Below are 25,108 nucleotides of genomic sequence, written 5' to 3' on the forward strand. Positions count from 1 at the left end.
CCATTCGGATGACCCCGTGCTTGTGCGCCCATGCCATCATCCTGAGGAACATTCATGGGGGTGGTTTCGACCGGTGGGCGACTTCATCGACACGACTCTGGGCTTTCCGTCCGTGGTCTTCACCGTCCTGCTGACGGTCGTCGTCTGCTATTGGATCGTCGTGCTGGCGGGTGGGCTCGACACCGAGACCGACGGCGGGCTCGACGGCATTCTCGACCGGCTCGGGCTCGGTGGCACACCGGCGACGATCGTGCTGTCCATTGTGGTCGCGGTTGCCTGGTTCGCGAGTCTCGTCGGCACGGTCGTGCTGCCCGACAACGCCGTCTTCGAGGTCCTGGTGCTGGTCGCCAGCCTGGTGGTCGGCTGGGCCGTCGCCAACCTGCTTCGCCGGCCGTTGCGCCGGTTCTTCCCTACCGCGCCCGAGGCTTCTCGTCATGACTTCGTCGGCCGGGAGTGCGTCATTCGCACCGGCCGCGTGGCCATCGACTTCGGCCAGGCCGAGGTGCACGCCGCCGACGGGTCGTCGGCCATCGTGCAGGTGCGCCAGACCGGTGTCGACACGTTCGCGGTCGGCACCCGCGCGGTCATCTACGACTACGACTCCGCCGGCGAGTTCTTCTGGGTCGTGCCGGCCGACCTCTCGAATCGATCGAAGGACCGTTGATGGACGTCATCTCGCTCGGGTTCCTCGTCCTCGTCGTGGTGCTCATCCTCGTACTCCTTGGCGTCCTGCTGCTCGTCAGCCGGCTGTTCAAGAAGGTCGAGCAGGGCAAGGCGCTGATCATCTCGAAGACCCGCAAGGTGGACGTCACGTTCACCGGTGCCGTGGTGCTGCCGGTGTTCCACAAGTCCGAGATCATGGACATCTCGGTGAAGACCATCGACATCGAGCGGTCCGGCAACGACGGCCTGATCTGTCAGGACAACATCCGGGCCGACATCAAAATCACCTTCTTCGTGCGCGTCAACAAGACCGCCGAAGACGTGGTGAAGGTGGCCCAGGCGATCGGCACCGCGCGCGCCAGCGACCAGGCGACGCTCCAGGAGCTGTTCAGCGCCAAGTTCTCCGAGGCGCTGAAGACGGTCGGCAAGCAGCTCGACTTCGTCGACCTCTACACCAAGCGCAACGAGTTCCGCGACCGCATCCTCGCCGTCATCGGCACCGACCTCAATGGATACTCGCTCGAGGACGCGGCGATCGACGTGCTGGAGCAGACTCCGCTCGACCAGCTCGACCCGCGCAACATCCTCGACGCGCAGGGCATTCGTAAGATCACCGAGCTGACCGCCACCGAACACGTGCGCACCAACGAGTTCCGGCGCAACGAGGAGAAGGAGATCACACGCCAGAACGTCGACGCGAAGGAAGCCATACTCGAGCTGGAGCGCCGACAGGCCGACGCGGAGATCAAGCAGAAGCGCGAGATCGACACCATGCGGGCACGCGAGGAGGCCGAGACCGAGCTGGTCCGGGCCGAGCAGCGGCTGCGCTACAACTCCGCGAACCTGCGCACCGACGAGCAGCTCGGCGTCCAGCGGGAGAACCAGGCCCGGGAGATCGCGGTCGCGGAGAAAAACCGGGAACGCGTCATCGCGATCGAGACCGAGCGGATCGAGAAGGACCGCATGCTCGAGGTGATCGGTCGCGAGCGGGAGACCGAGCTCTCGACGATCGCCAAGAACAAAGAGGTCGAGGCGGAGAAGCGGTCGATCGCCGAGGTGATCCGCGAGCGGATCGCCGTGGAGAAGACCGTCGCCGAGCAGGAGGAGCACATCAAGCGCCTGCGGGTGGTCGAGGAGGCCGAGCGCCTGCGCCAGTCGACGATCATCCAGGCCGAGGCGATGGCGCAGGAGAACCTGGTCAAGGACATCAAGGCGGCCGAGGCCGCGGAGGTTTCGGCCAAGCACCGCGCCCGCGAGCAGCTCGTCCTCGCCGAGGCCCGGCAGCAGGCCGCCGAGCTCGACACCCGGGCGAAGATCCGGCTGGCCGAAGGCGCGCAGGCCGAGGCAGCCGCCGCCGGGCTGGCCGACGTGCAGGTGCGCGAGCGCGACGCCGAGGCGATCGAGAAGGTCGGCCGGGCCGAAGCGGTGGTCGAGCGGGAGAAGGCGATCGCGGCGGCCGAGGGCATGCGCGAGAAGCTCAAGGGCGAGGCCGAGGGTCTGACCGAGAAGGCGGCCGCGATGGCGGCGCTGGACGACGCGACCCGCGAGCACGAGGAATACCGCCTTCGCCTGGAGGCCGAGAAGGAGATCCGGCTCGCCGGCATCGACGTGCAGCGGCAGGTGGCCGAGGCGCAGGCCGAGCTCATCGGCAAGGGCCTCGAGAAGGCCGACATCGACATCGTCGGCGGCGACAGCATCTTCTTCGACCGCCTGATCGGCGCGATCTCGACGGGCAAGAGCGTCGACGGCTTCGTCGGCAACTCGACCGTGGCCACCTCGCTGGCCGGCCCGTGGCTCGACGGCTCGTCCAGCTTCGCCGACGACCTCGGCAAGCTGCTCGGCAAGGTGAACACGGCCGACGTGACCAACTTGACCCTCTCGGCGTTCCTGCTCCAGCAGATCAAGGCAGGCGGCAACGACTCCGGCAAGCTGCGCGAGCTCCTGACGGCCGCCGAGAAGCTCGGTGTCGCGGACGCGCCGCTGGCCGCGCTCAACTCGTCGGCCGCCCGTGGCTGAGCAGGCCACGGCAACTCTGGACGCCGGCACCTATGAGGTCCTGCGCGACCGGCTGGCGGCGCGGTCCGCCGAGCTGGCCAGCCGGGCGGAGGAGCTCAACGCCCGGCGGCTGGCCGAGTTCGGCAGCACCGAGCTCCGGCTGGTCGGCACCGACCGGGTCCGCACCGAGCACAACTGCGTGCCGCGCGACATCGTGCCGGCCGCCGGCGTGATGCTGTTCGGCTACAACGTGTTCCTGGGCCTCAAGCCCGAGACCTCGGTCGGCGACGTGTTCTCGCTGCACCGGTTCCTGCGCGACGGCGACGCCTTCCGGTTCGACGACGTGCCGCCGGCCGAGGTGCCCGGGTTGCTCGACGACGAGACGTTCCAGCGCGACTTCGCGGAGCTCTACCGCTACTACCGGGAGACCCGCCTCGCCACGCTGCGCGAGGTCGACGGGAAGCTGCTCGCCGTCTTCCAGACCGGCCCGCGCACCGAGGACATCCGCGTGCTGCGCTGGGCCACGGCCCCGGACGGCACCGTCGCATACGTCGACAACCGGGGTGAGCGCGACCACGTCTTCCCGCCCAGCCACGACCTTGAGTGGGTGGAGACCACCCGCGACGACCACGTGCTCGGCCGGCACCCGCACATCTCGATCGCCGGTGAGCTGTTCGTGGAGACGGTCGGCGGCGACCTCACCCTCAAGATCGAAGACAACACCGAGTCCGGCGAAGGCATCTACGCGGAGCCGGTGGAGCAGCCGCTGCAGAGCCTGGCCGACGCCGACGTGCACTGGGCGCGGGTCGGTCCGCTGATCCTGCTCCGCGTCCGGCCGTACAAGGAAAGCGCCTGGCGTCATCTGGTCTTCAACACGCGCACCAAGGACGTGGTGCGGCTCGACGGCATCGGGCAGTCCTGCCAGCGGCTGCCGGAGGACCACGGGATCATCTTCCCGGGCGGCTACTACCTGACCACGGGCGTGGTGAAGACGTTCGAGACCGACACGGCCGACCTGGTGTTCGAGCGGCTGATCCGGTCACCCAACGGCGAGGACGTGCTCTACGTCTTCCACGCGGTCGTCGAGGGACGCAGCCTGCTGCTGCCCTACAACGTGATCCGCAAGGAGGTCGCGACGCCGCTCGCGTGCCACGGCTACTCGCTGTTCGACGACGGCACGCTCGTGGTCTTCCGGGCCACCTCCGACGAGCCGACCCGCGTACACCCGATGCAGGTCTGGCAGACCCCGTTCCGATCCGACGCGTACGCCGCCCGCCAGCCCGCCGGCACCGGCCCGCTGGCCCGGGTGGGCAACGCCGATCTCGTCCGCGGCATCTCCGACGCGCTGTCGGTGGCGCGGATGGTCGGCGAGATGAGCCCGTCGGTGCCGGTGTTCGAGGCGCTGATCGCCGCGTGCGTGCGGGTCTTCGACCACTACCACTGGCTGGGCGAGGCGGAGCTGTGCGACCTGCGCACCCCGCTCGCCGAGGTACGCGCGACCGCCGAACAGGTGCTCGACGAGTACGAGCGCGTGCAGGCCCTCACCGCCGCCGCCGGCACCGCACTGGACACGGCCGCGGCCGATCTGGCCTCGCTCCTGCGCCGGGTCAACGGCGAACCACCGACGAGCACCGACGGCTGGATCCGCCAGCTCGCCGACCTGCGTCGCGCCCAGGGTCACCTGGAGACACTGCGGGAGCTGCGCTACGTCGACCTGGCCCGGATCGACGCACTGGCCGCGGAGCTGGCCGCCGAGCTCGACGCCACGGCCCGGCGGGCGGTCGGTTTCCTCGAGCGCGACGACGCGTTCGCCGCTTACGGCGCCGAGGTCGAGCGGCTCACCGCCGAGGGTGCCGAGGTGCCCACCGTCGCGGCCGCCGCACCGGTCGGCGAGAAGCTCACCGAGCAGGCCGACGCGCTGCGCCTGGTGACCGACGTGGTCGGCACGCTGGACATCGCGGACGCGACCGTGCGCACCGCCATCCTCGAACGAATCGGCGACGTGCTCGGCGCGGTCAACCGGGCGCGGGCCACCCTCGAAGCCCGCCGCCGCGAGCTGGCCGCGGTCGAGGGCCGGGCCGGCTTCGCGGCCGAGTTCGCGCTGCTCAACCAGGCCGTGACCGGCGCACTGGCGGCCTGCGACACCCCTGAGGCGTGCGACGACCAGCTCGGCCGTCTGCTGCTCCAGGTGGAGGTCCTGGAGTCCCGCTACGGCGAGTTCGACGACTTCCTGACCGAGCTCTCGACCAAGCGCACCGACGTCTACGAGGCGTTCTCGGCCCGCAAGCAGGCACTGGTCGATGAGCGCTCGCGGCGCGCGGACCGCCTGGTCGAGTCGGCGGACCGGATCCTGACCAGCGTCCGCCGCCGCGCGTCCACGATGGACACTCTCGACGACGTCAACACGTACTTCGCCGGCGACCCGATGGTGGCCAAGCTCCGCTCGGTCGCCGACGAGCTGCGCGCGCTCGGCGACGCGGTCCGCGGCGAAGAGCTCGACGGCCGGGTCAAGGCGACCCGGCAGGAGGCCGGCCGGGCGCTGCGCGACCGGATCGACCTGTTCCGCGACGGCGGCGAGACGATCCAGCTCGGCCGGCACCGGTTCGCCGTCAACACCCAGGCGATCGAACTGGCGCTGGTGCCGCACGACGGGGCCATGGCGGTCGCGGTCACCGGCACCGACTTTCGCGCGCCGGTCGACGATCCGGAGTTCCGCACGACCGGCGAGTTCTGGGACCAGCCGCTGGTCTCCGAGTCGCCGTCGGTCAGTCGCGCGGAGTTCCTGGCCACCTCGATCCTGGCCACGGCCGACCTTGACGCGCTGCACGCGGCCGCCGCCGGCGGCACCCTGGGCGAGCTGGTGCGGCGGGCCGCCGAGGAGCGCATCGACGAGGGCTACGAGCGGGGCATCCACGACGCCGACGCCACCGCGGTCCTCGACGCGCTGCTGCGCCTGCACGCCGGCGCCGGCCTGTTGCGCTACCCGCCGGCGGCCCGGGCGGCGGCCCAGCTCTTCTGGGCCCACGGCGCGGCCGAGGCGACGAAGCCACTGTGGACCCGCCGAGCCGCGTCGCTCGCCCGCGCCCGCGCGGCGTTCGGGGGCTCACCGGCGATCGACGAGCTCCAGGCCGAGTTGTCGGCTGCGGTCACCGCCTTCGTCGGTGGCCCGGGACTGCCCGACCATCCGCTGGCCGGCGAGTATCTGTTCGAGGAGCTGGCCGCGGGCAACGGCTTCGGCACCAGCGCGGGCGCCAGGTCGCTGCTGGCCGGTTTCCGCAAGGCGCTGGGCCGCCCGCGCGCCCGCGAGCTCGACGAGGACCTACGCGCGCTCGGCACGGACCTGGCCGCGCGGCACCAGCTCGTCGAGGCCTGGCTGGCCGCGTACGCGGGGCAGAGCGAGTTCCTGGCCGAAGCGGTGGCGATCGAGCTCTGTGACGTCCCGCGGTACGAATCGTCGGCCGAGCTGACCGCGACCGTCGACGGCCTGCTGGGCACGCACCCCCGGATCGTCTCGCGGCAGCTCACGTTGCGGCTGGACGAGGTGCTGGCCCGCACGGCAGGGTTCCGGGACAACCGGGTGCCGGCATACCGCGCGTACCAGCGGCTCCGAACGCGGGTCGCAGAGGAGGCCGGCCGGCGGCTGCGGCTGGACGAGCACAAGCCGCGGGTGATGTCGGGCTTCGTGCGCAACCGCCTGCTCGACGAGGTCTACCTACCGTTGATCGCCGACAACCTGGCCCGGCAGGTCGGCGCGGCCGGTGACGCCAAGCGCGTCGACCAGTCCGGCCTGCTGCTGCTCATCTCCCCGCCCGGCTATGGCAAGACCACGCTGATGGAGTACGTGGCCAGCCGCCTCGGGCTGGTTTTCGTCAAGGTCAACGGCCCGGCCCTGGGCACCGCGGTCACGTCGGTCGACCCGGCGTCAGCTCCCGACGCGACCGCGCGCCAGGAGGTCGAGAAGATCTCGTTCGCGCTGGAGATGGGCAGCAACGTGCTGCTCTACCTGGACGACATCCAGCACACGTCGCCCGAGCTCCTCCAGAAGTTCATCTCGCTGTGCGACGGCCAGCGCCGCATGGAGGGGGTCTGGAACGGCCAGACGCGGACGTACGACCTGCGCGGCAAACGGTTCGCGGTGTGCATGGCCGGCAACCCGTACACCGAGTCGGGCAAACGCTTCCGGGTGCCCGACATGCTCGCGAACCGCGCGGACGTGTGGAACCTGGGCGACGTGCTGTCCGGTCGGGACGAGCTGTTCGCGCTCAGCTACGTCGAGAACGCGCTGACCGCCAACCCGGTGCTGGCTCCACTGTCCACTAGGGATAGAGGGGACGTGGAGCTGCTGGTCCGCATGGCCCGGGGCGACACGTCCGTGCTGCCGGACCAGCTCGCACACCCGTACCCGGCGGTCGAGCTCACCCAGATCCGTTCGGTGCTGGGCAAGCTGCTGCGGGTGCGCGACGTGGTGCTGTCGGTCAACCGGGCCTACATCGCGTCCGCGGGCCAGGACGACGCGTCCCGCACGGAGCCGCCGTTCCTGCTCCAGGGCTCGTACCGCAACATGAACAAGCTCGCCGAGCGCATCCTGCCGGTGATGAACGACGACGAGCTGGAAGCGGTCCTCGACGACCACTACGTCGGCGAGGCCCAGACGCTGGCCGCGGCGGCCGAGGCGAACCTGCTCAAGCTGGCCGACCTGCGGGGCCGGCTGACCCCGTCGCAGGCGGCTCGCTGGTCGGAGGTCAAGGCGGCCTACCTGCGCCAGCGCGCCCTCGGCGGCGCCGACGACGACCCGATGGCCCGCGCGGTCGGCGCGGTCGGCCTGGTCGCCGACCGCATCAGCGAAGTCGAAGCAACCCTAAGAAGATCAATTTCCGGAGCATGACTCGGATCCGAGTCAGATCGGTTATGGATCTTTCTCAGAGGGGTTTCCAGACCTGTTCCGCCACCCGGCGGAAGTTGCCGCCGAGGATGCCGGTGACGGCCTCCGCCGGGTAGCCGCGGTCGAGCAGCGCCCGCTCGACCCGGAGCAGGTCCTCCGGCGGCATGATCTTGATCGGGCCGTAGCGCCGGTACGGCTCCGGGAACAGCTCCGGGTTCAGGGCCATCTCGCGGTTGAGGTCCTCGAGATCGAAGGAGTAGTCCGAGGCGACGCCGACGTGCTCCGGGCCGATGAGCTCCACCGCGTAGTCGATGTGGCGCACCATCGCCTCCACGCTGGCGTCGTTCGGGCCGAGGAACACGCCCACGCCGGTGATGCCGACCACCCCGCCCGTCTCCGCGCAAGCCTTCGCCTGGTCGTCGGTGATGTTGCGTTCGTGCTCCCAGACCGACCGCATGCAGGAGTGGCTGTAGACCATCGGCGCCTGGGTCATCGCGGCCAGGTCGAGCCCGGTGCGGATGCTGCAGTGCGAGCCGTCGACCACCATCCCCACCGCGTTCATCTCTCGAACCAGGTCCTGCCCGTACGCGGTCAGACCCCCGTCGAACTCGTCCATGCAGCCCGAGCCCGCGGCGTTGCGGAGGTTGTAGGTCGGGAGAAGCGTGCGTACGCCCAGGTCGTAGAACTCCTTGACCCGCTCCAGCCGCCCGCCGAGCGGTCCCGAGTCCTCCAGGTCGAAGGCCACGCCGATCCGGCCCGCGCGGGTCGCCGCGTCGATGTCGGCCACCCCGTCGACCAGGGTCAGCTGGTCGTGCTCGGTCACCCCGCGGCGCCAGGTGTGCAGGAGCTCGAAGACCAGCTCCGTCGAGTGCGGCGAGAAGCCGACGTTGACCGACACGTACGCGCCGCCGGGTCGGGCGTAGCGGGTCAGCTCGTCGAGGTCGGCCGTGGGCACCAGCGGGAGGCAGCAGTGCTGCTCCCAGAGCAGCCGTTGATCCATCTCCGCATCATGCCTCAACCCGCGGCCCGGAACCTCCGCAGTGCCAGAGGCGCGAAGACCGCGGTCAGCAGCGCACACCCGAGCAGCAGCCAACCGAGCGCCGCCCCGGGTGCGGTGCCGGCCATCAGCGCCCGGATCGTGCTGACGAGATGGCTGACCGGGTTGACGTCCACGAACGCCTGGAGCCAGCCCGGCAGGGTCGCCGGTGTGGTGAAGATGTTGCTGAAGAACGACAACGGGTAGAGGACCGCCTGGGTCAAAGCGAGCACCGCGCCGGGCGTCTTCAACGTCAGCGCCAGGAGGGTCCAGACCCACGACAGGCTGACCGCGAACAGCAGAACCAGCAGGACGGCGCCCACCACGCCGACGAGCCCGCCGCCCGGCCGGAAGCCGAGTGTGAAGCCGAGCACCAGCACCACGATCGAGGCCAGCACATAACGGACCAGATCCCCGAGCAGGGCGCCGAAGAGCACCGAGCTCGGGCGAATCGAGAGCGTGCGGAAGCGGTCGTACACCCCGGTGGCGATGTCGACGCTGAGCGCGGCGCCGGTGGTGCCGGTCGTCACCAGGAGCGTCATCACCAGAATGCCCGGGACCAGATAGCCGATGTACGCGTCGATCGAGCCGCCGACCGCCCCACCGAACAGGAAGCTGAAGATCAGCGTGAACACCACCGGGTGCACGGCGACGTCCAGGAGCTGGATCGGGGTGCGGCGGAACTTCTTCAGTGCCCGGCCGCCGAACACCAGCGTCGTAGTGGTCATGCGACCGTCTCCTTCGGTGCGGCGGTGAGGGCGAGGAAGACCTCGTCCAGGGTGGGCTGGCTCAACGCGAACTCGGCGATCTCGATGCCGGCCCACGACAGTTCGGCGAGCGCCGCCGCCGCGCCCCCGGCCGCGTCGGCCCGTGCGGTCAGCTCGGCCGGATCGTTCGCGGCCGGCTCGGTCGCGCCCAGCGCCCGGGCCAACACGCGCCGGGCGGCCTCCCGCTCGGCCGGGTCGTGCAGCCGCACCCGCAGCGTGCCGCCGCCGATCGACGACTTCAGTGAGCCGTTGGTGCCTTCGGCGACCAGCCGCCCGTGGTCGATGACCGCGATCCGATCGGCCAGCTGGTCGGCCTCGTCCAGGTACTGCGTGGTGAGCAGCACGGTCGCACCGTCGGCGACCAGCTCACGCACGAGCCGCCACACCTCGCGCCGGCTGCGCGGGTCCAGGCCGGTGGTCGGCTCGTCGAGGAAGAGCAGGTCGGGCGGCACCACGAGGCCGGCGGCCAGGTCGAGTCGCCTGCGCATGCCCCCGGAGTAGGTCCGGACCAGCCGGTCCCCGTCGTCAGCCAGGTGGAACGCGGTCAGCAGCTCGTCGGCCCGGTCCGCGGTGGCGGCTCGCGACAGCTTGTGCAGCCGGCCGAGCAGGGTCAGGTTCTCGCGACCGGTCAGCGTCTCGTCGACCGACGCGTACTGGCCGGTGAGGCTGATCCGGGCGCGCACCTCGGCCGGTTCGGCGACCACGTCGTGGCCGAACACCCGCGCCTGCCCGGCGTCCGGGCGCAACAGCGTGGCCAGCATCCGGATCGTCGTCGTCTTGCCGGCACCGTTCGGGCCGAGGAAGCCGCAGACCGAGCCGGTCGGGACGGTCAGGTCGATGCCGTCGACCGCCCTCGTCGCGCCGAAGGCCTTGACCAGCCCCGACGCCTCGACAGCGTGCATCGTGATCTCCTTAGAGGCGAACTCTATAGTCGGACTCTAGTGTTGCACTACAGTCCCAGCGGCCGTCAAGGTGTGGGTCGGAAATGCGGGGGAAAGAGCGGGTCGAGGAGGCATGTCATGCAAGCCGAGGTAGGTGACCGACTCGTCGTCGAGGGCATCCACGTGGGTGATCCGCGGCGGCTCGGTGAGATCGTCGAGGTACGCCATTCCGATGGCAGCCCGCCGTACCTGGTTCGTTGGCCGGACGGCACCGAAGGACTGGTGTTCCCGGGCACCGAGGCCCACGTCGAGCGCCAGGAGGAGTGATCAGCCGCTGACCGCGGCCGCCGGCTCGACGCCGGTGGGCAGCTCGTCCCTGTCGAGCTCGCGCCACGTGCGCCGGAAGACCAGCGGGAGCAGGGTGACCCCGAGGTAGAGGAACGCCGAGAGCAACAGTCCCGGCGTGCGACCCAGCGTGTCCAGAACCAGGCCGCCGAGCAGCCCGCCGAGCGGAATACCCGCCCACGCCAGTGACCCGGTGAAGCCGAACACCCGGGCATGCAGGTCCTGCGGCACCCGCTCGAACATGGCGCTGCTGATGATGGGATTGATCGACGCCGACATCGCGCCGGCCCAGACGCAGATGGCGAGCAGCAGGGGCAGGGTGGTGGTCAAGGCCATGCCGAAGAGCAGAGGTGAACCGGCCAGCAGCAGAGACACCGCGAACGTGGCGTAGCGCGGCAGGCGCGGCCCCAGCCAGGCGAACACCATCGAACCGAACACCGCGCCCAGGCCGTACGCGCCGGCGATCGTGCCCAGCAGCGACGGGTTGTCGAAGACCTGCTTGATCCAGGCCGGCACGTACACCGCCATCGTCGCCTGGTCGATCAGGTTCGCGAACAGCAGCAGCGCCGAGATGGCCAGCAGCAGCCGGTCGGTGCGCACGTAACGCAGCCCGACCCGCAACGACTCCAGGTAGCCGTCGGTGCTCTCCTGCCGGGGCGCCGCCGGCACCGCGGCCGCGATCAGCGACGCCGCCAGCAGTGCCGCGGCCGCGTCGAGGAGCAGCACGTTCACCGCGCCCAGCAAGGTGATCAGCAGGCCGGCGGCCGGTGTGCCCAGGAGGAACGAGAGCCGCTCGACGCCGGCGTACAGCGAGGTCACCCGTTCCAGCGGCGCACCGCTGGCAGCGACGAGGTCGGGCACCATCAGTCGCTTGGCCGCGTCGGTGATGCTCTGCACCGCGCCGAGCGCGGCGACGATCACCAGCAGCGCGGCGAACGGCAGGCCGGCCGAGTGGCTCAGCACCGGCGCGGCGGCGAGCACTGCGGCGCTGGCCACCCCACCGGCGACCGCGCAGCGCTTGCGACCCAGCCGGTCGATCCACGGCGCGCCGGCGATCTTCACCAGCACGTAGCAGCCGGTCTGGGCGAACGCGACCAGGCCGACCCGGGTCAGGGAGCCGCTGGTGTCGAGCACCAGCCAAGGCAGCGCCAGCATGGTCATCTTGTTGCCGGCCAGCGACGCGCCCTCGGCGACCAGGAACGCCACCAGCGGTCGCCGTCTCACCTGCCCCATGGGTAACGACCCAACAGGCATCCATGGCCGTACGCAACCTGTCGCGATTTCATTAGTTGACTCTGACTATTCAGTCATGGATAGTTGGACTCAACTGAAGGAGGTCCCGCGGTGGCTTCGAAGCGGAAGGTCGGCAATCTGCTGGCTCTGGCGGTGCTGTCCTACCTGACGATGGGGCCGAAACACCCCTACGAGCTGTCGCGGATGCTGCGCGACAACGGCGACGACCGGAGCATCCGGTTCAACCACGGCTCGCTCTACATGGTGATCGGGCAGCTCGCCAAGGCCGGCTTCGTCGCCGAGCAGGAGACCACGCGGGAGGGGCAGCGGCCGGAGCGCACGGTCTACGCGATCACCGACGCCGGCCGTTCGGAGTTGCGCGACTGGCTGCGCGAGCTCGTCGGCGAGCCCGACCACGAATACCCGCACTTCGTCGCGGCGCTCTCCCTGATCGCGGCGCTGCCGCCCGACGAGGCGGTCACCCTGCTCCGGCAGCGCCTGGAACGCCTGGCCTCCCTGCGCGAGCAGACCCGTTCACTGGTCGACGGCGCGCTCGCGAACGGGCTGCACCCGCTGTTCCTCGTCGAGGAGGACTACCGAGGCGCGCTGCTCGACGCCGAGATCGCCTTCGTCGAGCGGTTCATCGGCCAGATCACCGATCCAGACACGGGCTGGGGTCCGCAATGGGCTGCCTTCCACACAGGACAGAAGGGGCACGAGTCATGATTCGCACCGCACTCGTCATCGGTGGTGGCATCGCCGGGCCGGCGACCGCCATGGCGCTCCGCAAAGCCGGCATCGACGCCACCGTCTACGAGGCGTCGACCACGCCGCGCGGCGGCGCGTTCCTCACCCTGGCCCCCAACGGCGTCGACGCGCTGCGCGTCCTCGACGCCGACGAGTCGGCCCTCGCCGATGCCTTCCCGACGCCGGGCATCACTCTGCGCAGCACCACGGGCAAGGTGCTGGGCGAGTCGAGCACCGGCGGGTCGCGCAGCTTCACGCTCCGCCGCGCTGACCTCTACCGGGGCATGCACGACGAGGCCATCGCGCGCGACATCCCGGTGGTGACCGGCAAACGGCTCGTGGGGTTGACCGAGACGTCGACCGGCGTGCGGGCCTCGTTCGCCGACGGCAGCACCGCATCGGCCGACGTGTTGATCGGCGCCGACGGGATCCACTCCGCGGTCCGCCGGGCCATCGACCCGGCCGCCCCGCCGCCGGCCTACGCCGGGCTGGTCGGGAACGGTGGCTTCGCGCCACCGGTGGCCGCGGTCGACGCACCTCCGGGCCACTACGAAATGATCTTCGGCCGGCGGGCGTTCTTCGGCTACCTGGTCGCGCCGGGCGACGAGGTGTGGTGGTTCGCCAACGTGCCGCACCGCCGCGAGCCGGCCCGCGGCGAGCTGGCGTCGGTCGACTGGCGGTCCCGGCTGCGCGAGCTGTTCGCCGACGACGCCGGACCGGCGCTGGCGGTCATCGACGCGACGACGGAGCTGGTGCCGATGGACGCGATCTCGTCCGTACGCGGCCTGCGCTCCTGGCACTCCCACCGGGTCGTGCTGGTCGGCGACGCGGCACACGCACCCACACCGACGTCGGGCCAGGGAGCCTCACTGTCCATCGAGGACGGATTGGTGCTGGCCAAGTGCCTGCGCGACCACGCTTCACCGGCGGACGCCTTCGCCCGCTACGAGGCCGCGCGGCGCCCGCGGGTCGAAGCCATCATCAAGGCCGCCGCCCGCAACAACAGCAGCAAGGCCGCCGGCCCGGTCGGGCGGGTGATCCGCGACGCGATGCTGCCCACGATCCTGCGCCTGGCCGCCAACAGCGCGGCCCAGCGCAAGGTCTTCGACTACCACGTCGACTGGGCGGCTGCGGCCTAAGCGGAGTCCATCGCCGCGAGCAGGTCTCGGCAGGCCTGCTCGCAGGCGCGGCAGGCGTCGGCGCAGATGCCGCAGTGTTCGTGCATCTCGGCGTGCAGGCCGCACTCCTGGGCACAGGCGGAGCAGGCGATGACACAGGCCTGGAGCATCGCCCGGCCGATCGTTGCGTCGTAGCCGGTGTGCCGCGACAGCACCCGCGCGGTCGTCGCGCAGACGTCGGCGCAGTCGAGGTTCGTGCGGATGCACCTGACGAGCTCGGCCACGTCGGGCTCGCTCAGGCACGCGTCGGCACAGGCCGTGCACGCCTCCGCGCAGTCGTCGAGAATGTCGATGGTGGCCGCGAGCTGGATGCGATCCAGGCTGATCGCCTGCGGGTAGGTCTCCAGCATGGGCAGCGTGGACGTCGTCATGATTGCCTCCTTGTCGTCACGTGCCGCATTCCCGCATCCGTCGACCTCATGCCGTCAGCCGGCGTTCGAGCAGTGGCCTACCGGGCACCGTGTCGCCATGAGTGACTTCACGGACAAGGCGAAGGCGACCAGGGAGCTGAGCCGCCAAGAAACCAGCGCCGTTTCGAAGCCATGCCCGTCGATGTGCCCCGGCGGCCAGCGCCTCAATCATCGGGTCGCGGCGGCCGCGCGTTCCATCAACAGGTTGCGCTCCTGGCGGGTGGGTGCCAGGCCGGCCGCCCGTTCCAGCTCCTCCGCGGCCTCGGCCCGGCGGCCCAGGCGCAGCAGCAGGTCACCGCGGATCGCTCCGTACAGGTGGTAGCGGCCCAGTCGGGGATCGCTCCCGAGCTCGTCGACCGCGTCCAGGGCCGCCTGCGGACCGTCCACCTGCAACAGGACCACCGCCCGGTTGAGCCGCACGATCGGCGACGGGGCCAACTGGGACAGGGCGTCGTAGAGCGCCAGGATCGCGGCCCAGTCGGTGTCGGCGAAGCTGGGCGCACGGGCGTGGCAGGCGGCGATCGCGGCCTGCACCGTGTACGGCCCGAGCGGCTTGCGCAACCGCCGGGCGCGCGCCAAGGCGGTCAAGCCGTGGGCGATCAGCGTGCGGTCCCAGCGCGACCGGTCCTGGTCCTCGAGCAGCACCGCCTCGCCGGACGGGCCGATCCGGGCCGCGAAGCGCGACGCCTGGAGCTCCATCAGCGCGACGAGCCCGTGCACCTCGGGCTCGGCGGGCATCAACGCGGCCAGGACGCGGCCGAGGCGCATCGCCTGCTCGGCCAGGTCCCGGCGGATCCAGTCGTCGCCGGAGGTGGCCGCGTGGCCCTCGGTGAAGATCAGGTAGACGACCTCCAGCACGGCGTTGAGCCGGGCCGGCAGCTCGTCGGGGTCGGGCAGCGCGAACGGGACCTCGGCCTCGGCCAGGGTGCGCTTGGCCCGCGAGATCCGCTGGCCGATGGTGGCCGACGGCAGCAGGAACGCGCGGCCGATCTCGTCGGTGCTCAGGCCGCCGACCATCCGCAGGGTCAGCGCCGCGCGGGACTCCTGCGCCAGCACGGGGTGGCACGCCACGAACACCAGTGACAGCAGCTCCTCGTCGGTCGCCGTGGCGGCGCCGGCCTCCTCGTCCACCGCCAGCAGGGCGTACTTCTGGTCGCGTACCCCCTCTCGACGAATCATGTCGATCGCCCGGCGGCGGGCCGTGGTGAGCAACCACCCGGCCGGCTCGTCCGGCACGCCGTCGCGCGGCCACTGCTCGAGCGCCGCCAGATACGCGTCCTGCGCGAAGTCCTCGGCCAGCCCGACGTCGTTGACCAGCCGGGTGAGGGAGGCGACCAGCCGCCCGGAATGCATCCGCCACACCGCCTCGACGGTCCGCCGTGCGTCCATGTCGCCCCTCCCCTCCCCGATCAGCCGTCCGTCAGCTCAGGTCCGCGAAGTCGGCCTCGTCGTAGTACGGCCGGAGCTCCAGCACCGAGCGCACGCCGAGGTTGGGGTCGCTCGGGCACTGCCGCGCCCACTCCACGGCCTCCTCCATCGAGCTGACCTGCCACACCCAGTACCCGGCGATGATCTCCTTGGACTCGGTGAACGGGCCGTCGACGACCGAGGTCGTGCCGCCCTCGAAGACGATCTGGCGACCGTCGGAGCTGGGGCGCAGCCCACCGCCGTCCAGCATGATGCCGGCCTTGATCAGCTTGTCGTTGTACTCGCCCATCGTCTTCAGCATCTCGGCGGTCGGAGCGATCTTGCCCTCGTCGGCGCCGGTCCCCTTGATCATGACCATGACCTTCACGATGTTTCCTCCTGTGTCTCGGGCCGCCCTCGGCGACCTTCCTCTGCCCGGTGGTCGAACGGGGAGCCGCCGTTTTCGACAGCACCCCAGATTAATTTCGAGCTCCCTCCTGGGAGGGAGGCGCGGGCCGGTGGGCGCGGCGGATACTGCCAGCGTGGTCGAGCAGGCGCGCCGAGCCGTCCGGCAGGTGACCGACGCGGCATACCGGCTGCCGCCGCTGGTCGTCGACTCGGTCATCGCATTGCTCTGCTATCTCGCGACGATCGCCTCACCGGTGGTCGACGGTGAGGACACCCTGACGATGTACGTCTTCGCCGCGCTCAGCTCCCTGCCGCTCGCGTGGCGCCGGCGCTGGCCCGTCCCGGTCACGCTCCTCACCGGCTGTGCCACCTGCGTCCTCGCGGTCAACGACCTGATCAAAGAAGTCCCGTTCGGACAGCTCGTCGCGACCTACACGTTCGCCTCGTTGGCGAACCCGGCCTGGCGGGCGTTCGGCATCATCGGCACGGTGGTCGGGCTGAGCGTCTCGCTGACACCGAAGAACAGCCTGTTGCCGGTGAGCGCCTCGGTGATCCTGTTCGGCGGTGCGTACGCCCTCGGCGCCATCGCCCGCTCCCGGCGCGGCCTGATCGCCAACCTGGAGGCCCGCGCGGAGCAGCTCGCGGCCGACTACGCCCAGGCCGCCGCCCGCGAGCGCGAACGGATCGCCCGCGACATGCACGACATCCTCGCGCACTCGGTGAGCCTCATCGTCGTGCAGGCCGAGGCCGGCCCGGTGGTGGTCCGGCGCGACCCGGCCCGGGCGGAGCAGGTGTTCGACGCGATCGCCGACGCCGGCCGCGACGCGCTCACCCAGCTGCGCCGCACGCTGGGCGTGCTGCGCTCGGAGCCCGCGACCCGGGCACCGCAGCCCGGGTTGGACGCCATCGCGCCGCTGGTAGAGCAGGCCCGGGTGGCCGGCCTCGCCGTCACGCTCGACGAGACCGGCGACCGGCGGCCGATCGCCGCGGACACCGCCGTCGCCGCCTATCGGGTGGTGCAGGAGGCACTGACCAATGTGGTCCGACACGCCCGCGCGGCCCGGGTCGAGGTGGAGCTGAGCTGGTCCGACGACGCGCTGGTGCTGGAGGTGCGCGACGACGGGCGCGGCCCGAGCCGGCGTCCGGGCGGCACCGGCGGGCACGGCCTGATCGGCATGCGGGAACGGGTGGCGGCGTGTGGCGGCACGTTGTCGACCGGGGCCGCGACGGATGGCCCCGGGTTCCGCGTGCACGCTACGCTGCCCGTCGTGGAGAAGGTCGTACCCGCGCGGCCGCATGGCTGACCCGATCCGCGTGCTCGTCGCCGATGACCAGGAGCTGGTCCGGGGCGGGTTCGCGCTCATCCTGGACGCCCAGCCCGACATCACCGTGGTCGGCGAGGCCGCCGACGGCGCGCAGGCGATCGTCGCGGCGGAGCGGCTGCGCCCTGACGTCGTGCTGATGGACGTGCGGATGCCGCACGTCGACGGCATCGCGGCGACGGCACAGATCTGCGCCGCCTCCGACACCCGGGTCCTCGTGCTGACCACCTTCGACCTCGACGAGTACGTCTACGACGCGCTGCGGGCGGGCGCGAGCGGCTTCCTGCTCAAGGACATGCGCCGCGACGACCTGGTCAACGCGGTGCGCGTGGTGGCCGGCGGCGAGGCCCTGCTGGCACCGACGGTGACCCGGCGGCTGATCGCCGACGTGGTGTCGCGCGCCGCGGCCCCGCGACCGTCCGACACGCGATTGTCCGCCCTCACCGTGCGGGAGACCGAGACGCTCAAGGCCGTCGCTCGTGGGCTGTCCAACGCGGAGATCGCCGCCGAGCTCTACGTCACCGAGCACACCGTCAAGACGCACGTCAGCAACCTGCTCACCAAGCTCGGACTGCGCGACCGGGTGCAGGCGGTAGTCCTCGCGTACGAGGCCGGACTGGTGGTTCCTCGCTCCGGCGAGTGAGCCGGAGTCCACTCCGGACGGCGATCCTCTTTCGACGCGATCAGCGTTGGATTTCGTCCATGACAACCTCACTCGCACGTTTCTCCGTACGCCGCCCGGTCATCGTGCTGGTGATCTGGCTGGCCGTCGTCGCTGCCGGCTTCACTGTCGGCGTCGGCGTCTTCGAGCGCCTCGTCGGCGACGTCGGCCTGGTGCCGGGCAGTGAGTCGGACCGCGCCGCCGATCGCCGCGACGCGCTGGCGCCCGCGCCGGAAGAGATCACCGCCATCGTGAGCGGGATCGACGCGACCGACCCGGCGGTCACGGCGGCCATCGACCGGGTCAGTGCCGACGTGCGGTCGATGCCGGGCGTGGCCGAGGTGAGCCCGCCGGTGCCGGCACCGGACACGGGACAGGCGCTGCTGTTCACCGTCACGATGGATGTCAGCGAGGACGCGGACGACGTGGCGGCTTCGGCGGCCGAGCGGATCCGCGCCGGGACCTCCTTGGCGGGCGGCAACCTCATCGTCTCCGGCGGCTCACTCAGCGAGGACGAGTTCGCCGACCAGGCCGCCAGCGACGTGGCCCGCGCCGAGATCTTCAGCACGCCGGTCATGCTGCTGCTCCTGCTGATCGTCTTCGGCGGCCTCCTCGCCGCCGGTCTGCCACTGCTGATCGCACTGGTCGGCGTCGGTGGCACGTTCGGTGTGCTGTTCGCGTTCAGCCAGGTCACCGACGTGTCCGTGTACTCGATCCAGATCGTCTCGATGCTCGCCGTCGGCCTGGCCGTCGACTACGCGCTGCTGATCGTCTACCGGTTCCGCGAGGAGCGGGCGGTGGACCCCGAGGTGCGGGCGGCCATCCTGCGTACCGCCGCTTCCGCCGGGCGCACCGTGCTGTTCTCCGGCCTGACCGTCGCGGTCGCGCTGGCCGGGCTGACCGTCTTCGCCGACCCGTTCCTGCGCTCGATGGGCATCGCCGGCACCGCCGTGGTCCTGCTCGACCTGCTGGCCGCGCTGACCCTGCTGCCCGCCCTGCTCGCGTTGTTCGGCAAGCGGATCAAGCCCCGGGCACCGCGTCCGGCCGGCGTCGGCGTGTTCGCCCGACTCGCGCGACGGGTGCAGCGACGGCCCGTCCTGACCGCGGTCCTGGTGCTGGTTCCGATGCTGATCATCGCGGTCCCGGTGCTGGACATGCGACTGTCCGCAGGCGACGCCCGCCTGCTGCCGGCGAGCACACAGACCCGCGCGCTCTACGACCAGCTGGCCGTCCACTACCCCGACGAGGTCGGGCCGGACGAGGTCTCCGCGGTCGTCGCCGCCGCACCCGACAGCCCCGCCGTCACGACGCTGCGCGACCGGATGCGGACCATGCCGGGCGTACGCGAGGTCGAAGTGGAGCCGATCGGCGACCACTCGCTGGTCCAGGCCTCGGTCGACGAGACGCACCAGAACGCGGTCGTGACGGCCGTGCGTGACCTGCCGGCCCCGGTCGAGACCCTGGTCGGCGGCGACACGGCCCAACTGGTCGACTACCGGGCCATGCTCGCCGAACGGGCTCCGTGGGCGATCGCGTTGGTCCTGCTCGGCACGCTGGTGCTGCTGTTCCTGTTCACCGGCTCGGTCATCCTGCCGATCAAGGCGGTGCTGACCAACCTGCTCAGCATCGGAGCCGCCCTCGGTGCGGTGGTCTGGGTGTTCCAGCAGGGCAACCTGGGCCTGCCGGAGCTGGACGGCACCAACCTGACGGTGCCGGTGCTGGTCGCGGCGATCGCCTTCGGCCTGTCGGTCGACTACGAGGTGTTCCTGCTGTCCCGGATGCGCGAACGCTGGCTGGCCGGCGCCTCGCCGGAGGCCGCGGTCGCGGAGGGCCTGCAGCTGACGGGCCGAATCGTGACGGCGGCGGCCCTGCTGCTGGCGATCGTGTTCGCCGGTTTCGTGGCCGGCGGCTTCGTCCCCATCCGGTCGATCGGACTGGGCCTGGTCCTGGCCGTCCTGCTGGACGCGACGATCGTCCGCATGTTCCTGGTCCCGGCGACCATGACCCTGCTGGGCCGCTACAACTGGTGGGCGCCGGCCTGGCTGGCCCGCATCCACGCCCGGTTCGGCGTCAGTGAGACCGCACCCGCTGCCGCGCCTGAGCTGGCTTTGACCCGCTGAGGAGTCAACCGGGGTGCCCGCACACGGGGGCGGGCACCCCGGTTTCCCGGCTGTCCCGCTAGCTGGCGCTGTCTGTCCTGTAGCATACAAATCTATGACAGGTCCGCGGTTCGAGGCCGTCGCTGCTGAGCTGAGGGAACGCATCGCGCTCGGTGACTTCGCGGCCTCCGGTGCGCTGGAGAGCGAGGCCGAACTCGGGCGCCGCTACGAGGTCAGCCGGGTCACCGTGCGCAAGGCGCTCGAGCGGCTGCGCGACGAGGGGCTGATCGCCGCCCGTCGCGGCGCCGGGTGGTACGTGCGGTCCGGCACCTCGTTCGGCCAGACCCTGGCCCTGGGCAGCTTCCGCCACGCCCGCTCCGCCGTAGCCGATGCCGGTCTGGCGCTCACCCGCACCGTGACCGGCTACGAGTACCGGCCCGCACCGCCCGACGTCGCCGCCCTGTTGCGCACCAGCGGCGAGGCGCTGCGGGTGCGGGCGGTCCGGCTCGCGGGTGGCAACCCGCTCGACGTGGTCACCGAATGGGTGCCGCTGGAGTTCGCCAGCCCGGTCAGCCGAGCCGACGCCGAAGAGCCCGGCGCGTGGGAGACCCTGCGCCGGCAGGGCCACGACATCGACGTCGTCCGGCAGAGCATCGCCGCCACCGCGGCCACCGAATCGGTCGCGCGCGGTCTCGACACCACCACCGGGGCGCCCGTGCTGCTGGTCCGCCGGCTCGCGGTGCGCGCCGACGGCACGCCGCTCGCGCTGTCCGAGCACCGCTACCTCGGGCACCGGTTCCGGCTGGAGGTCGAGTTCCGCGGCGGCCCCGGCACCGAGCCGCCCGGCGTCACACCCGTTTCTTGAGGAGGAGGATCCGCGTGCAGCTTCTGGTCACCGGCGCCGCCGGTTTCATCGGCAGCAACTTCGTGCGTTACTGGTTGCGGCACCACCCCGGCGACACGGTCGTGGCGCTCGACGCGCTCACCTACGCCGGCAACCGCGCCAGCCTGCCGGCCGAGGTCGCGTTCGTCCACGCCGACATCGCCGACGCGGCGCTCGACGGGGTCGACGTTGTCGTCAACTTCGCCGCCGAGTCGCACAACAGCCGCGCCGTGCAGGATCCGCAGAAGTCCTTCACCACCAATGTGCTCGGCACCCAACGCCTGTTGGAGGCGGCACGTCGGGCCGGCATCGCGCGCTTCCACCACGTCTCGACCTGCGAGGTGTACGGGGACTTGGCGCTCGACGACCCCGGCGCGTTCACGGAGGAGTCGCCGTACCGGCCGCGCACCCCGTACAACGCCAGCAAGGCCGGTGCCGACCACGCGGTGCGCGCTTACCACGAGACCTACGGGCTGCCGGTCACCGTCACGGTCTGCGCCAACAACTACGGGCCGCGCCAGTTCCCGGAGAAGGTGATCCCGCTGTTCGCCACGCGAGCGTTGCGCGGCCTGCCGCTGCCGGTCTACCGCTCCAGCGCCAACCGCCGCGAGTGGCTCCACGTCGACGACCACTGCGCGGCGATCGACCGCGTGCTGCACGACGGTCGCGTGGGTGCGACGTACCACGTCGGATCCGGTGTCGAGGTCAGCGTGGCGGACCTGGCGACGGCGATCCTCGACCGCCTGGGTCTGCCGCACGACCTGATCGAGACCGTGCCGGACCGGCCGGGCCACGACCGCCGCTATCTCCTCGACTCCACCCTGATCCGGCGCGAGCTGGGCTGGTCACCGACGATCGCTTTCGAGCAGGGCCTTGACGAGACCATCACCTGGTACGAGGAAAACCGTGACTGGTGGCAGCCCCTGCTGGCGCGCGAGGCCGTCGACGAGGCCGCCTGGGCCTGAGCGCTAGTTGCGCTTCAAAACGTCCGCGATCTCGCCGCTGTCGAGCTCCGACAGCAGTGCCAGCGCGGCGTGCCATTGCTCCCGGGCGATGGTGCCGAGGCCGTTCGCGCGGGCGATGTCGCCGAGGAGCCGCAGGGAGCGCGCCTCACCGAGCCGGTGGCCCGTCTGTCGGTGCAGGGTGAGCGCGCGCTGTCCACTGTCGACAGCGCCGTCGATGTCGCCGTTCCGCAGGTGGATGCTGCCGAGCAGCAGGTGGGCGTTGCCGGCCAGCACCCGGTGTCCGGCGCGCCAGGCGTGGGCCAGCGCGTCGGCGGCGACGGTCGTCGCGGAGGCCGGATCGCCGGTGTCCCGCAGTGCCGCGGCGAGGCCGATGGTGGTCCGCGTGCGCACGTACTCGCTTCCGGTGCCCAACATCGCCAACCCGCGCCGGTGCTCCTCGACGGCCCGCTGCGGGTCGCCGAGCCAGTGGTGCACGGTGCCGAGCAGCGACAGGATGTCGCCCTCGACCATCGGGTCCGCCGCTTCCCGGGCCTTGACCAGGGCGGCCTCCGCGTTGGCCAGGGCCTCGGTCAGCTCGCCGCGGTCGCGTTGCACGGCGGCCAGTCCACCGAGCAGGTGCGCCTCCGAGTACGCCTTCGCCACGTCGGACTGGAGCTCCATCGCGGCCCGGAACCGGTCGGCGGCGGTCGCTTCGCCCAGCAGGTGCTCGACCGCGCCGAGGTTGTTCAGCGCGATCATCTGGCCGATCGAGGACCCGATCTCCTCGTGCATGGCCAGCGCCGTCACGCAGTAGTCCGCCGCCCGGCGGAGCTCGCCCAGATCGTGATAGAGCCCGCCGAGCGTGATCAGCGTGCTGGCCTCGCCGGGCCGGTACTCGTTGGCCCGGTGCAGCTCCAACGCCCGTTCACTGCTGCGCGCCGACCCCGCGAAGTCGCCCATGTTCTTGAGGACCACGCCGAGGTTGCCGGCCGCGGCGGCCTGCCCGCGCGACCAGCCGGCCCGGTCGGAGAGCTCGGCGGCCGTCTCGAACTCGGCCGCCGCACCGGCGAGGTCACCCTGGTTCTGCCGGGCCAGCGCGATGCTGGTGCGCATCGCGGCCTGGGCCTGCAGGTCACCCTCCGCCTCGGCGGCCCCGAGGCTGGCATTGACCGCGGCGAGCCAGTCGACGGTGTGGCTGCCCTGCCAGAAGTAGCCGCGCAGGGCGTCGGTGAGCTGCCACGCCCCGGCCTTCGGGCCGGCCGAGGCGGCATGGCCGATCGCGGCGAGCAGGTTGCGGTGCTCGGCGTCCAGCCACGCCAGCGCGGCCGGGTTGGAGTCGAAGCCGGCCACCTCCGGAAGCTCCGCGAGCGGCAGCCGGATCATGTGCGGATAGAGCCGCCGCGCTGCCGCGTCGGCCGTGGCCAGATAGTGAGCATGCAGGCCGCCCAGGGCCACCGCGGCTTCGTCGTCGCCGGTCAGCTCGCGGGCGTACGTGCGGAGCAGGTCGTGCAGGCCGAACCGCCCCGGCCGGGGCGTGGTGACCAGGTGCGCCTTGCGGAGGCCGTCGAGCGCGCCGGCGGCCGCGGCCCGGGTCAGCCCCGCGAGCGCGGCGGCCCCGGCGGCGTCGACGTCTGTGCCGGGCACGGCGCCGAGCAGCCGGAACACGTCGCGCTCCAGCGGGCCGAGCCGCTCGTAGGAGGCGCGGAAGGTCGCTCGCACACCGGACAGCTCGTCGCCCTCGATCGTCAGCCGGTCGAGCGGACCCTTGTCGAGCAGGCGGAGGTAGTCACCCAGCGTGGTCGCCGGCTCGGCGTCGAGCTGCGCGGCGGCGATCCGCACGGCGAGCGGGAGAAGGCCGCAGGCGCGTACGAGGTCGGCCGCGGCGGCCGGCTCGGCATCGACCCGGCGCTCGCCGATGATCGTGCGGAGCAGCAGCAACGCCTCGGGCTCCGTGAGCAGGTCGACGGTGAGCCGCCGAGCGCCGTGGCTGGCGGTCAGGCCGCCGAGCTGAGCGCGGCTGGTCACGACCACCACGCACGTCGGCGCGCCCGGCAGCAGCGGCCGCACCTGCTCGGCGGTGGCGGCGTTGTCGAGCACCATCAGCACCCGACGGCCGGCGATCTCACTCCGGAACAGCGCGCCGGCTTCGTCGGGGTCGGGCGGAATGCGATCACCGGGTACGCCGAGCGCGCGCAGGAACCGGGCCAGCGCGTCGACGGGCCGGACGGGAGGCGCCGACTCGTACCCCCGGAGGTTGACGAAGAGCTGCCCGTCGGGGAACCGGTCGGCGACGTGGTGCCCCCAGCGGACGGCGAGAGCGGTCTTGCCGACCCCACCGGCACCGTCGATCGCGGAGATGACCACCGGCGTGCGGCCGGCGGTGAGCAGCTCGTCGAGCTGTCCGAGCAGCGCGGTCCGCCCGACGAAATCGGGCACGGCGGCCGGGAGCTGAGCGGGCAGCTTCCCGGCCGGTGCCGGGCGCAGTGCCGGGTCGTCGCGCAGGATCTGGGTGTGCAGCCGGCGGAGCTCGTCGCCGGGCTCCAGGCCGAGCTCGGTGCGGACCCGGTCGCGGATCCGCCCGTACGCGGCCAGCGCGTCAGGCCGCCGCCCGTCCCGGAAGAGCGCGGTCATCAGATGCCCGGCGAGCCGCTCGTCCAGCGGCGCCCCCGCGCACAGCTCGGTCAGCTCACCGACCAGCTCGCCGTGGCGCCCGGTCTCGAGATCGGCGGCGATCCGCAGGTCGAGCGCGGTCCTGCGGCCCTCTTCGAGCCGGGCGGCCAGCCGCTCCCGCCCGGGCCCGACATCTTCGAGGGCCGGCCCCCGCCAGAGCGCCAGGGCGTCCCGAAGCAGCTCGGCGCGGTGGTGGGGGTCGTCGCTGTCACGGGCCTCTGCCACGAGCGCGGCGAACTGGTGCGCGTCGACCGTCTTCGGGTCGACGTCGATCCGGTAGGAGCCGTTGGTCAGCTCGATCCGGGCCGCGTCACCGAGCAGGGCCCGCAGCCTCGAGATGTAGGTCTGCACGACGCCGCGCGCGCCACGCGGGGGCTCGCCCTCCCAGATCAGCTCGACCAGGCGCCCGACGGGCACGCCCTGGCCGGCCTCGAGCAGCAGGATGGCCAGCACCCACCGCTCCTGCCGCCGCCCGATCCCGACACGACCGCCACAGACACTGACCTCGACCGGACCGAGCAGGCGAAACTCCACGCCGACCGACCTTATAGAGCTGCACAACCGGACGAAACCCCAG

Annotated in this window: 19 protein-coding genes; 11 read left to right on the top strand and 8 right to left on the bottom strand. The window is 71.6% G+C overall.

The genetic code is table 11. The features are described 5' to 3' along the window. The first annotated feature begins 73 nt into the window (after window positions 1-73). From AB0J88_RS26935 to AB0J88_RS26945, 3 genes are read left to right on the top strand one after another with little or no spacing between them, the layout of a single operon-like run. Window positions 74-664, top strand: a complete 591-nt coding sequence (locus AB0J88_RS26935; protein ID WP_364361986.1) for a hypothetical protein — start codon at window positions 74-76, stop codon at window positions 662-664. Beyond that, complete coding sequence (locus AB0J88_RS26940) at window positions 664-2,679, top strand: flotillin family protein (protein ID WP_364361984.1); 2,016 nt, start codon at window positions 664-666, stop codon at window positions 2,677-2,679. Before AB0J88_RS26935 ends, AB0J88_RS26940 begins: the two co-directional genes overlap by 1 nt. Then, entirely contained in the window at window positions 2,672-7,543 is a 4,872-nt protein-coding gene (locus tag AB0J88_RS26945) for a DNA repair ATPase (RefSeq protein WP_364361982.1), read from the top strand. The genes AB0J88_RS26940 and AB0J88_RS26945 overlap by 8 nt, the downstream gene beginning before the upstream one ends. Window positions 7,544-7,577: 34 nt before the next feature. Here the strand turns inward: AB0J88_RS26945 and AB0J88_RS26950 are convergent, their stop codons facing one another. The 3 genes from AB0J88_RS26950 to AB0J88_RS26960 are packed head-to-tail and all read right to left on the bottom strand — an operon-like array spanning window position 7,578 to window position 10,245. Then, window positions 7,578-8,540, bottom strand: a complete 963-nt coding sequence (locus AB0J88_RS26950; protein ID WP_364361980.1) for a membrane dipeptidase — start codon at window positions 8,538-8,540, stop codon at window positions 7,578-7,580. Between the two features lie 14 nt (window positions 8,541-8,554). Further along, window positions 8,555-9,304 carry an ABC transporter permease gene (locus AB0J88_RS26955; RefSeq protein ID WP_364361978.1) on the bottom strand — a complete coding sequence of 250 codons (750 nt, stop codon included), beginning with the start codon at window positions 9,302-9,304 and terminating at the stop codon, window positions 8,555-8,557. Beyond that, a complete protein-coding gene (locus AB0J88_RS26960) occupies window positions 9,301-10,245 on the bottom strand; it encodes an ATP-binding cassette domain-containing protein (protein WP_364361976.1) in 945 nt (314 codons plus the stop codon). The genes AB0J88_RS26955 and AB0J88_RS26960 overlap by 4 nt, the downstream gene beginning before the upstream one ends. Before the next feature lie 117 nt (window positions 10,246-10,362). Between AB0J88_RS26960 and AB0J88_RS26965 the strand changes: the two genes are divergently transcribed. Continuing rightward, a complete protein-coding gene (locus AB0J88_RS26965) occupies window positions 10,363-10,551 on the top strand; it encodes a DUF1918 domain-containing protein (protein WP_364361974.1) in 189 nt (62 codons plus the stop codon). Here AB0J88_RS26965 and AB0J88_RS26970 read toward each other — a convergent pair whose 3' ends face one another. Continuing rightward, window positions 10,552-11,793, bottom strand: a complete 1,242-nt coding sequence (locus AB0J88_RS26970; RefSeq protein ID WP_364361972.1) for an MFS transporter — start codon at window positions 11,791-11,793, stop codon at window positions 10,552-10,554. 120 nt (window positions 11,794-11,913) lie between these two features. Here AB0J88_RS26970 and AB0J88_RS26975 point away from each other — a divergent pair, with 120 nt between their 5' ends. Together AB0J88_RS26975 and AB0J88_RS26980 are read left to right on the top strand one after the other, a co-directional pair. After that, complete coding sequence (locus AB0J88_RS26975; RefSeq protein ID WP_364361970.1) at window positions 11,914-12,528, top strand: PadR family transcriptional regulator; 615 nt, start codon at window positions 11,914-11,916, stop codon at window positions 12,526-12,528. Continuing rightward, window positions 12,525-13,688 (top strand): NAD(P)/FAD-dependent oxidoreductase, encoded by a 1,164-nt coding sequence (locus tag AB0J88_RS26980; RefSeq protein WP_364361968.1) that lies wholly within the window; start codon window positions 12,525-12,527, stop codon window positions 13,686-13,688. Before AB0J88_RS26975 ends, AB0J88_RS26980 begins: the two co-directional genes overlap by 4 nt. Here the strand turns inward: AB0J88_RS26980 and AB0J88_RS26985 are convergent. From AB0J88_RS26985 to AB0J88_RS26995, 3 genes are all read right to left on the bottom strand, one after another. Then, a complete protein-coding gene (locus AB0J88_RS26985) occupies window positions 13,685-14,098 on the bottom strand; it encodes a four-helix bundle copper-binding protein (protein ID WP_364361966.1) in 414 nt (137 codons plus the stop codon). The genes AB0J88_RS26980 and AB0J88_RS26985 overlap by 4 nt on opposite strands. Window positions 14,099-14,305: 207 nt before the next feature. Then, window positions 14,306-15,526, bottom strand: coding sequence for an RNA polymerase sigma factor (locus AB0J88_RS26990; protein ID WP_364361964.1), 1,221 nt, complete (start codon window positions 15,524-15,526; stop codon window positions 14,306-14,308). A 31-nt stretch (window positions 15,527-15,557) separates the two neighbouring features. After that, on the bottom strand, window positions 15,558-15,923 hold the full coding sequence (locus AB0J88_RS26995) for a YciI family protein (RefSeq protein ID WP_364361996.1): 366 nt from the start codon (window positions 15,921-15,923) through the stop codon (window positions 15,558-15,560). A gap of 163 nt (window positions 15,924-16,086) precedes the next feature. Here AB0J88_RS26995 and AB0J88_RS27000 point away from each other — a divergent pair, with 163 nt between their 5' ends. The 5 genes from AB0J88_RS27000 (at window position 16,087) to rfbB (ending at window position 21,882) form a co-directional block, all read left to right on the top strand. After that, the gene (locus AB0J88_RS27000) at window positions 16,087-17,256 is read left to right on the top strand and encodes a histidine kinase (RefSeq protein WP_364361962.1); all 1,170 of its coding nucleotides are present in this window, start codon (window positions 16,087-16,089) and stop codon (window positions 17,254-17,256) included. After that, window positions 17,249-17,917, top strand: a complete 669-nt coding sequence (locus tag AB0J88_RS27005) for a response regulator transcription factor (protein WP_364361960.1) — start codon at window positions 17,249-17,251, stop codon at window positions 17,915-17,917. The genes AB0J88_RS27000 and AB0J88_RS27005 overlap by 8 nt, the downstream gene beginning before the upstream one ends. A gap of 59 nt (window positions 17,918-17,976) precedes the next feature. Continuing rightward, window positions 17,977-20,055: an MMPL family transporter gene (locus AB0J88_RS27010; RefSeq protein ID WP_364361958.1), complete on the top strand. Its 2,079-nt coding sequence runs from the start codon at window positions 17,977-17,979 to the stop codon at window positions 20,053-20,055. Between the two features lie 94 nt (window positions 20,056-20,149). Continuing rightward, complete coding sequence (locus AB0J88_RS27015; protein ID WP_364361956.1) at window positions 20,150-20,899, top strand: GntR family transcriptional regulator; 750 nt, start codon at window positions 20,150-20,152, stop codon at window positions 20,897-20,899. A 14-nt stretch (window positions 20,900-20,913) separates the two neighbouring features. Beyond that, complete coding sequence (rfbB, locus tag AB0J88_RS27020; RefSeq protein ID WP_364361954.1) at window positions 20,914-21,882, top strand: dTDP-glucose 4,6-dehydratase; 969 nt, start codon at window positions 20,914-20,916, stop codon at window positions 21,880-21,882. Between the two features lie 3 nt (window positions 21,883-21,885). Here the strand turns inward: rfbB and AB0J88_RS27025 are convergent, their stop codons facing one another. Further along, the gene (locus AB0J88_RS27025; protein WP_364361952.1) at window positions 21,886-25,065 is read right to left on the bottom strand and encodes a BTAD domain-containing putative transcriptional regulator; all 3,180 of its coding nucleotides are present in this window, start codon (window positions 25,063-25,065) and stop codon (window positions 21,886-21,888) included. Window positions 25,066-25,108: the final 43 nt, after the last annotated feature.

Origin of the sequence: Asanoa sp. NPDC049475, assembly GCF_040676915.1 — a bacterium.
Classification (GTDB): domain Bacteria; phylum Actinomycetota; class Actinomycetes; order Mycobacteriales; family Micromonosporaceae; genus Asanoa.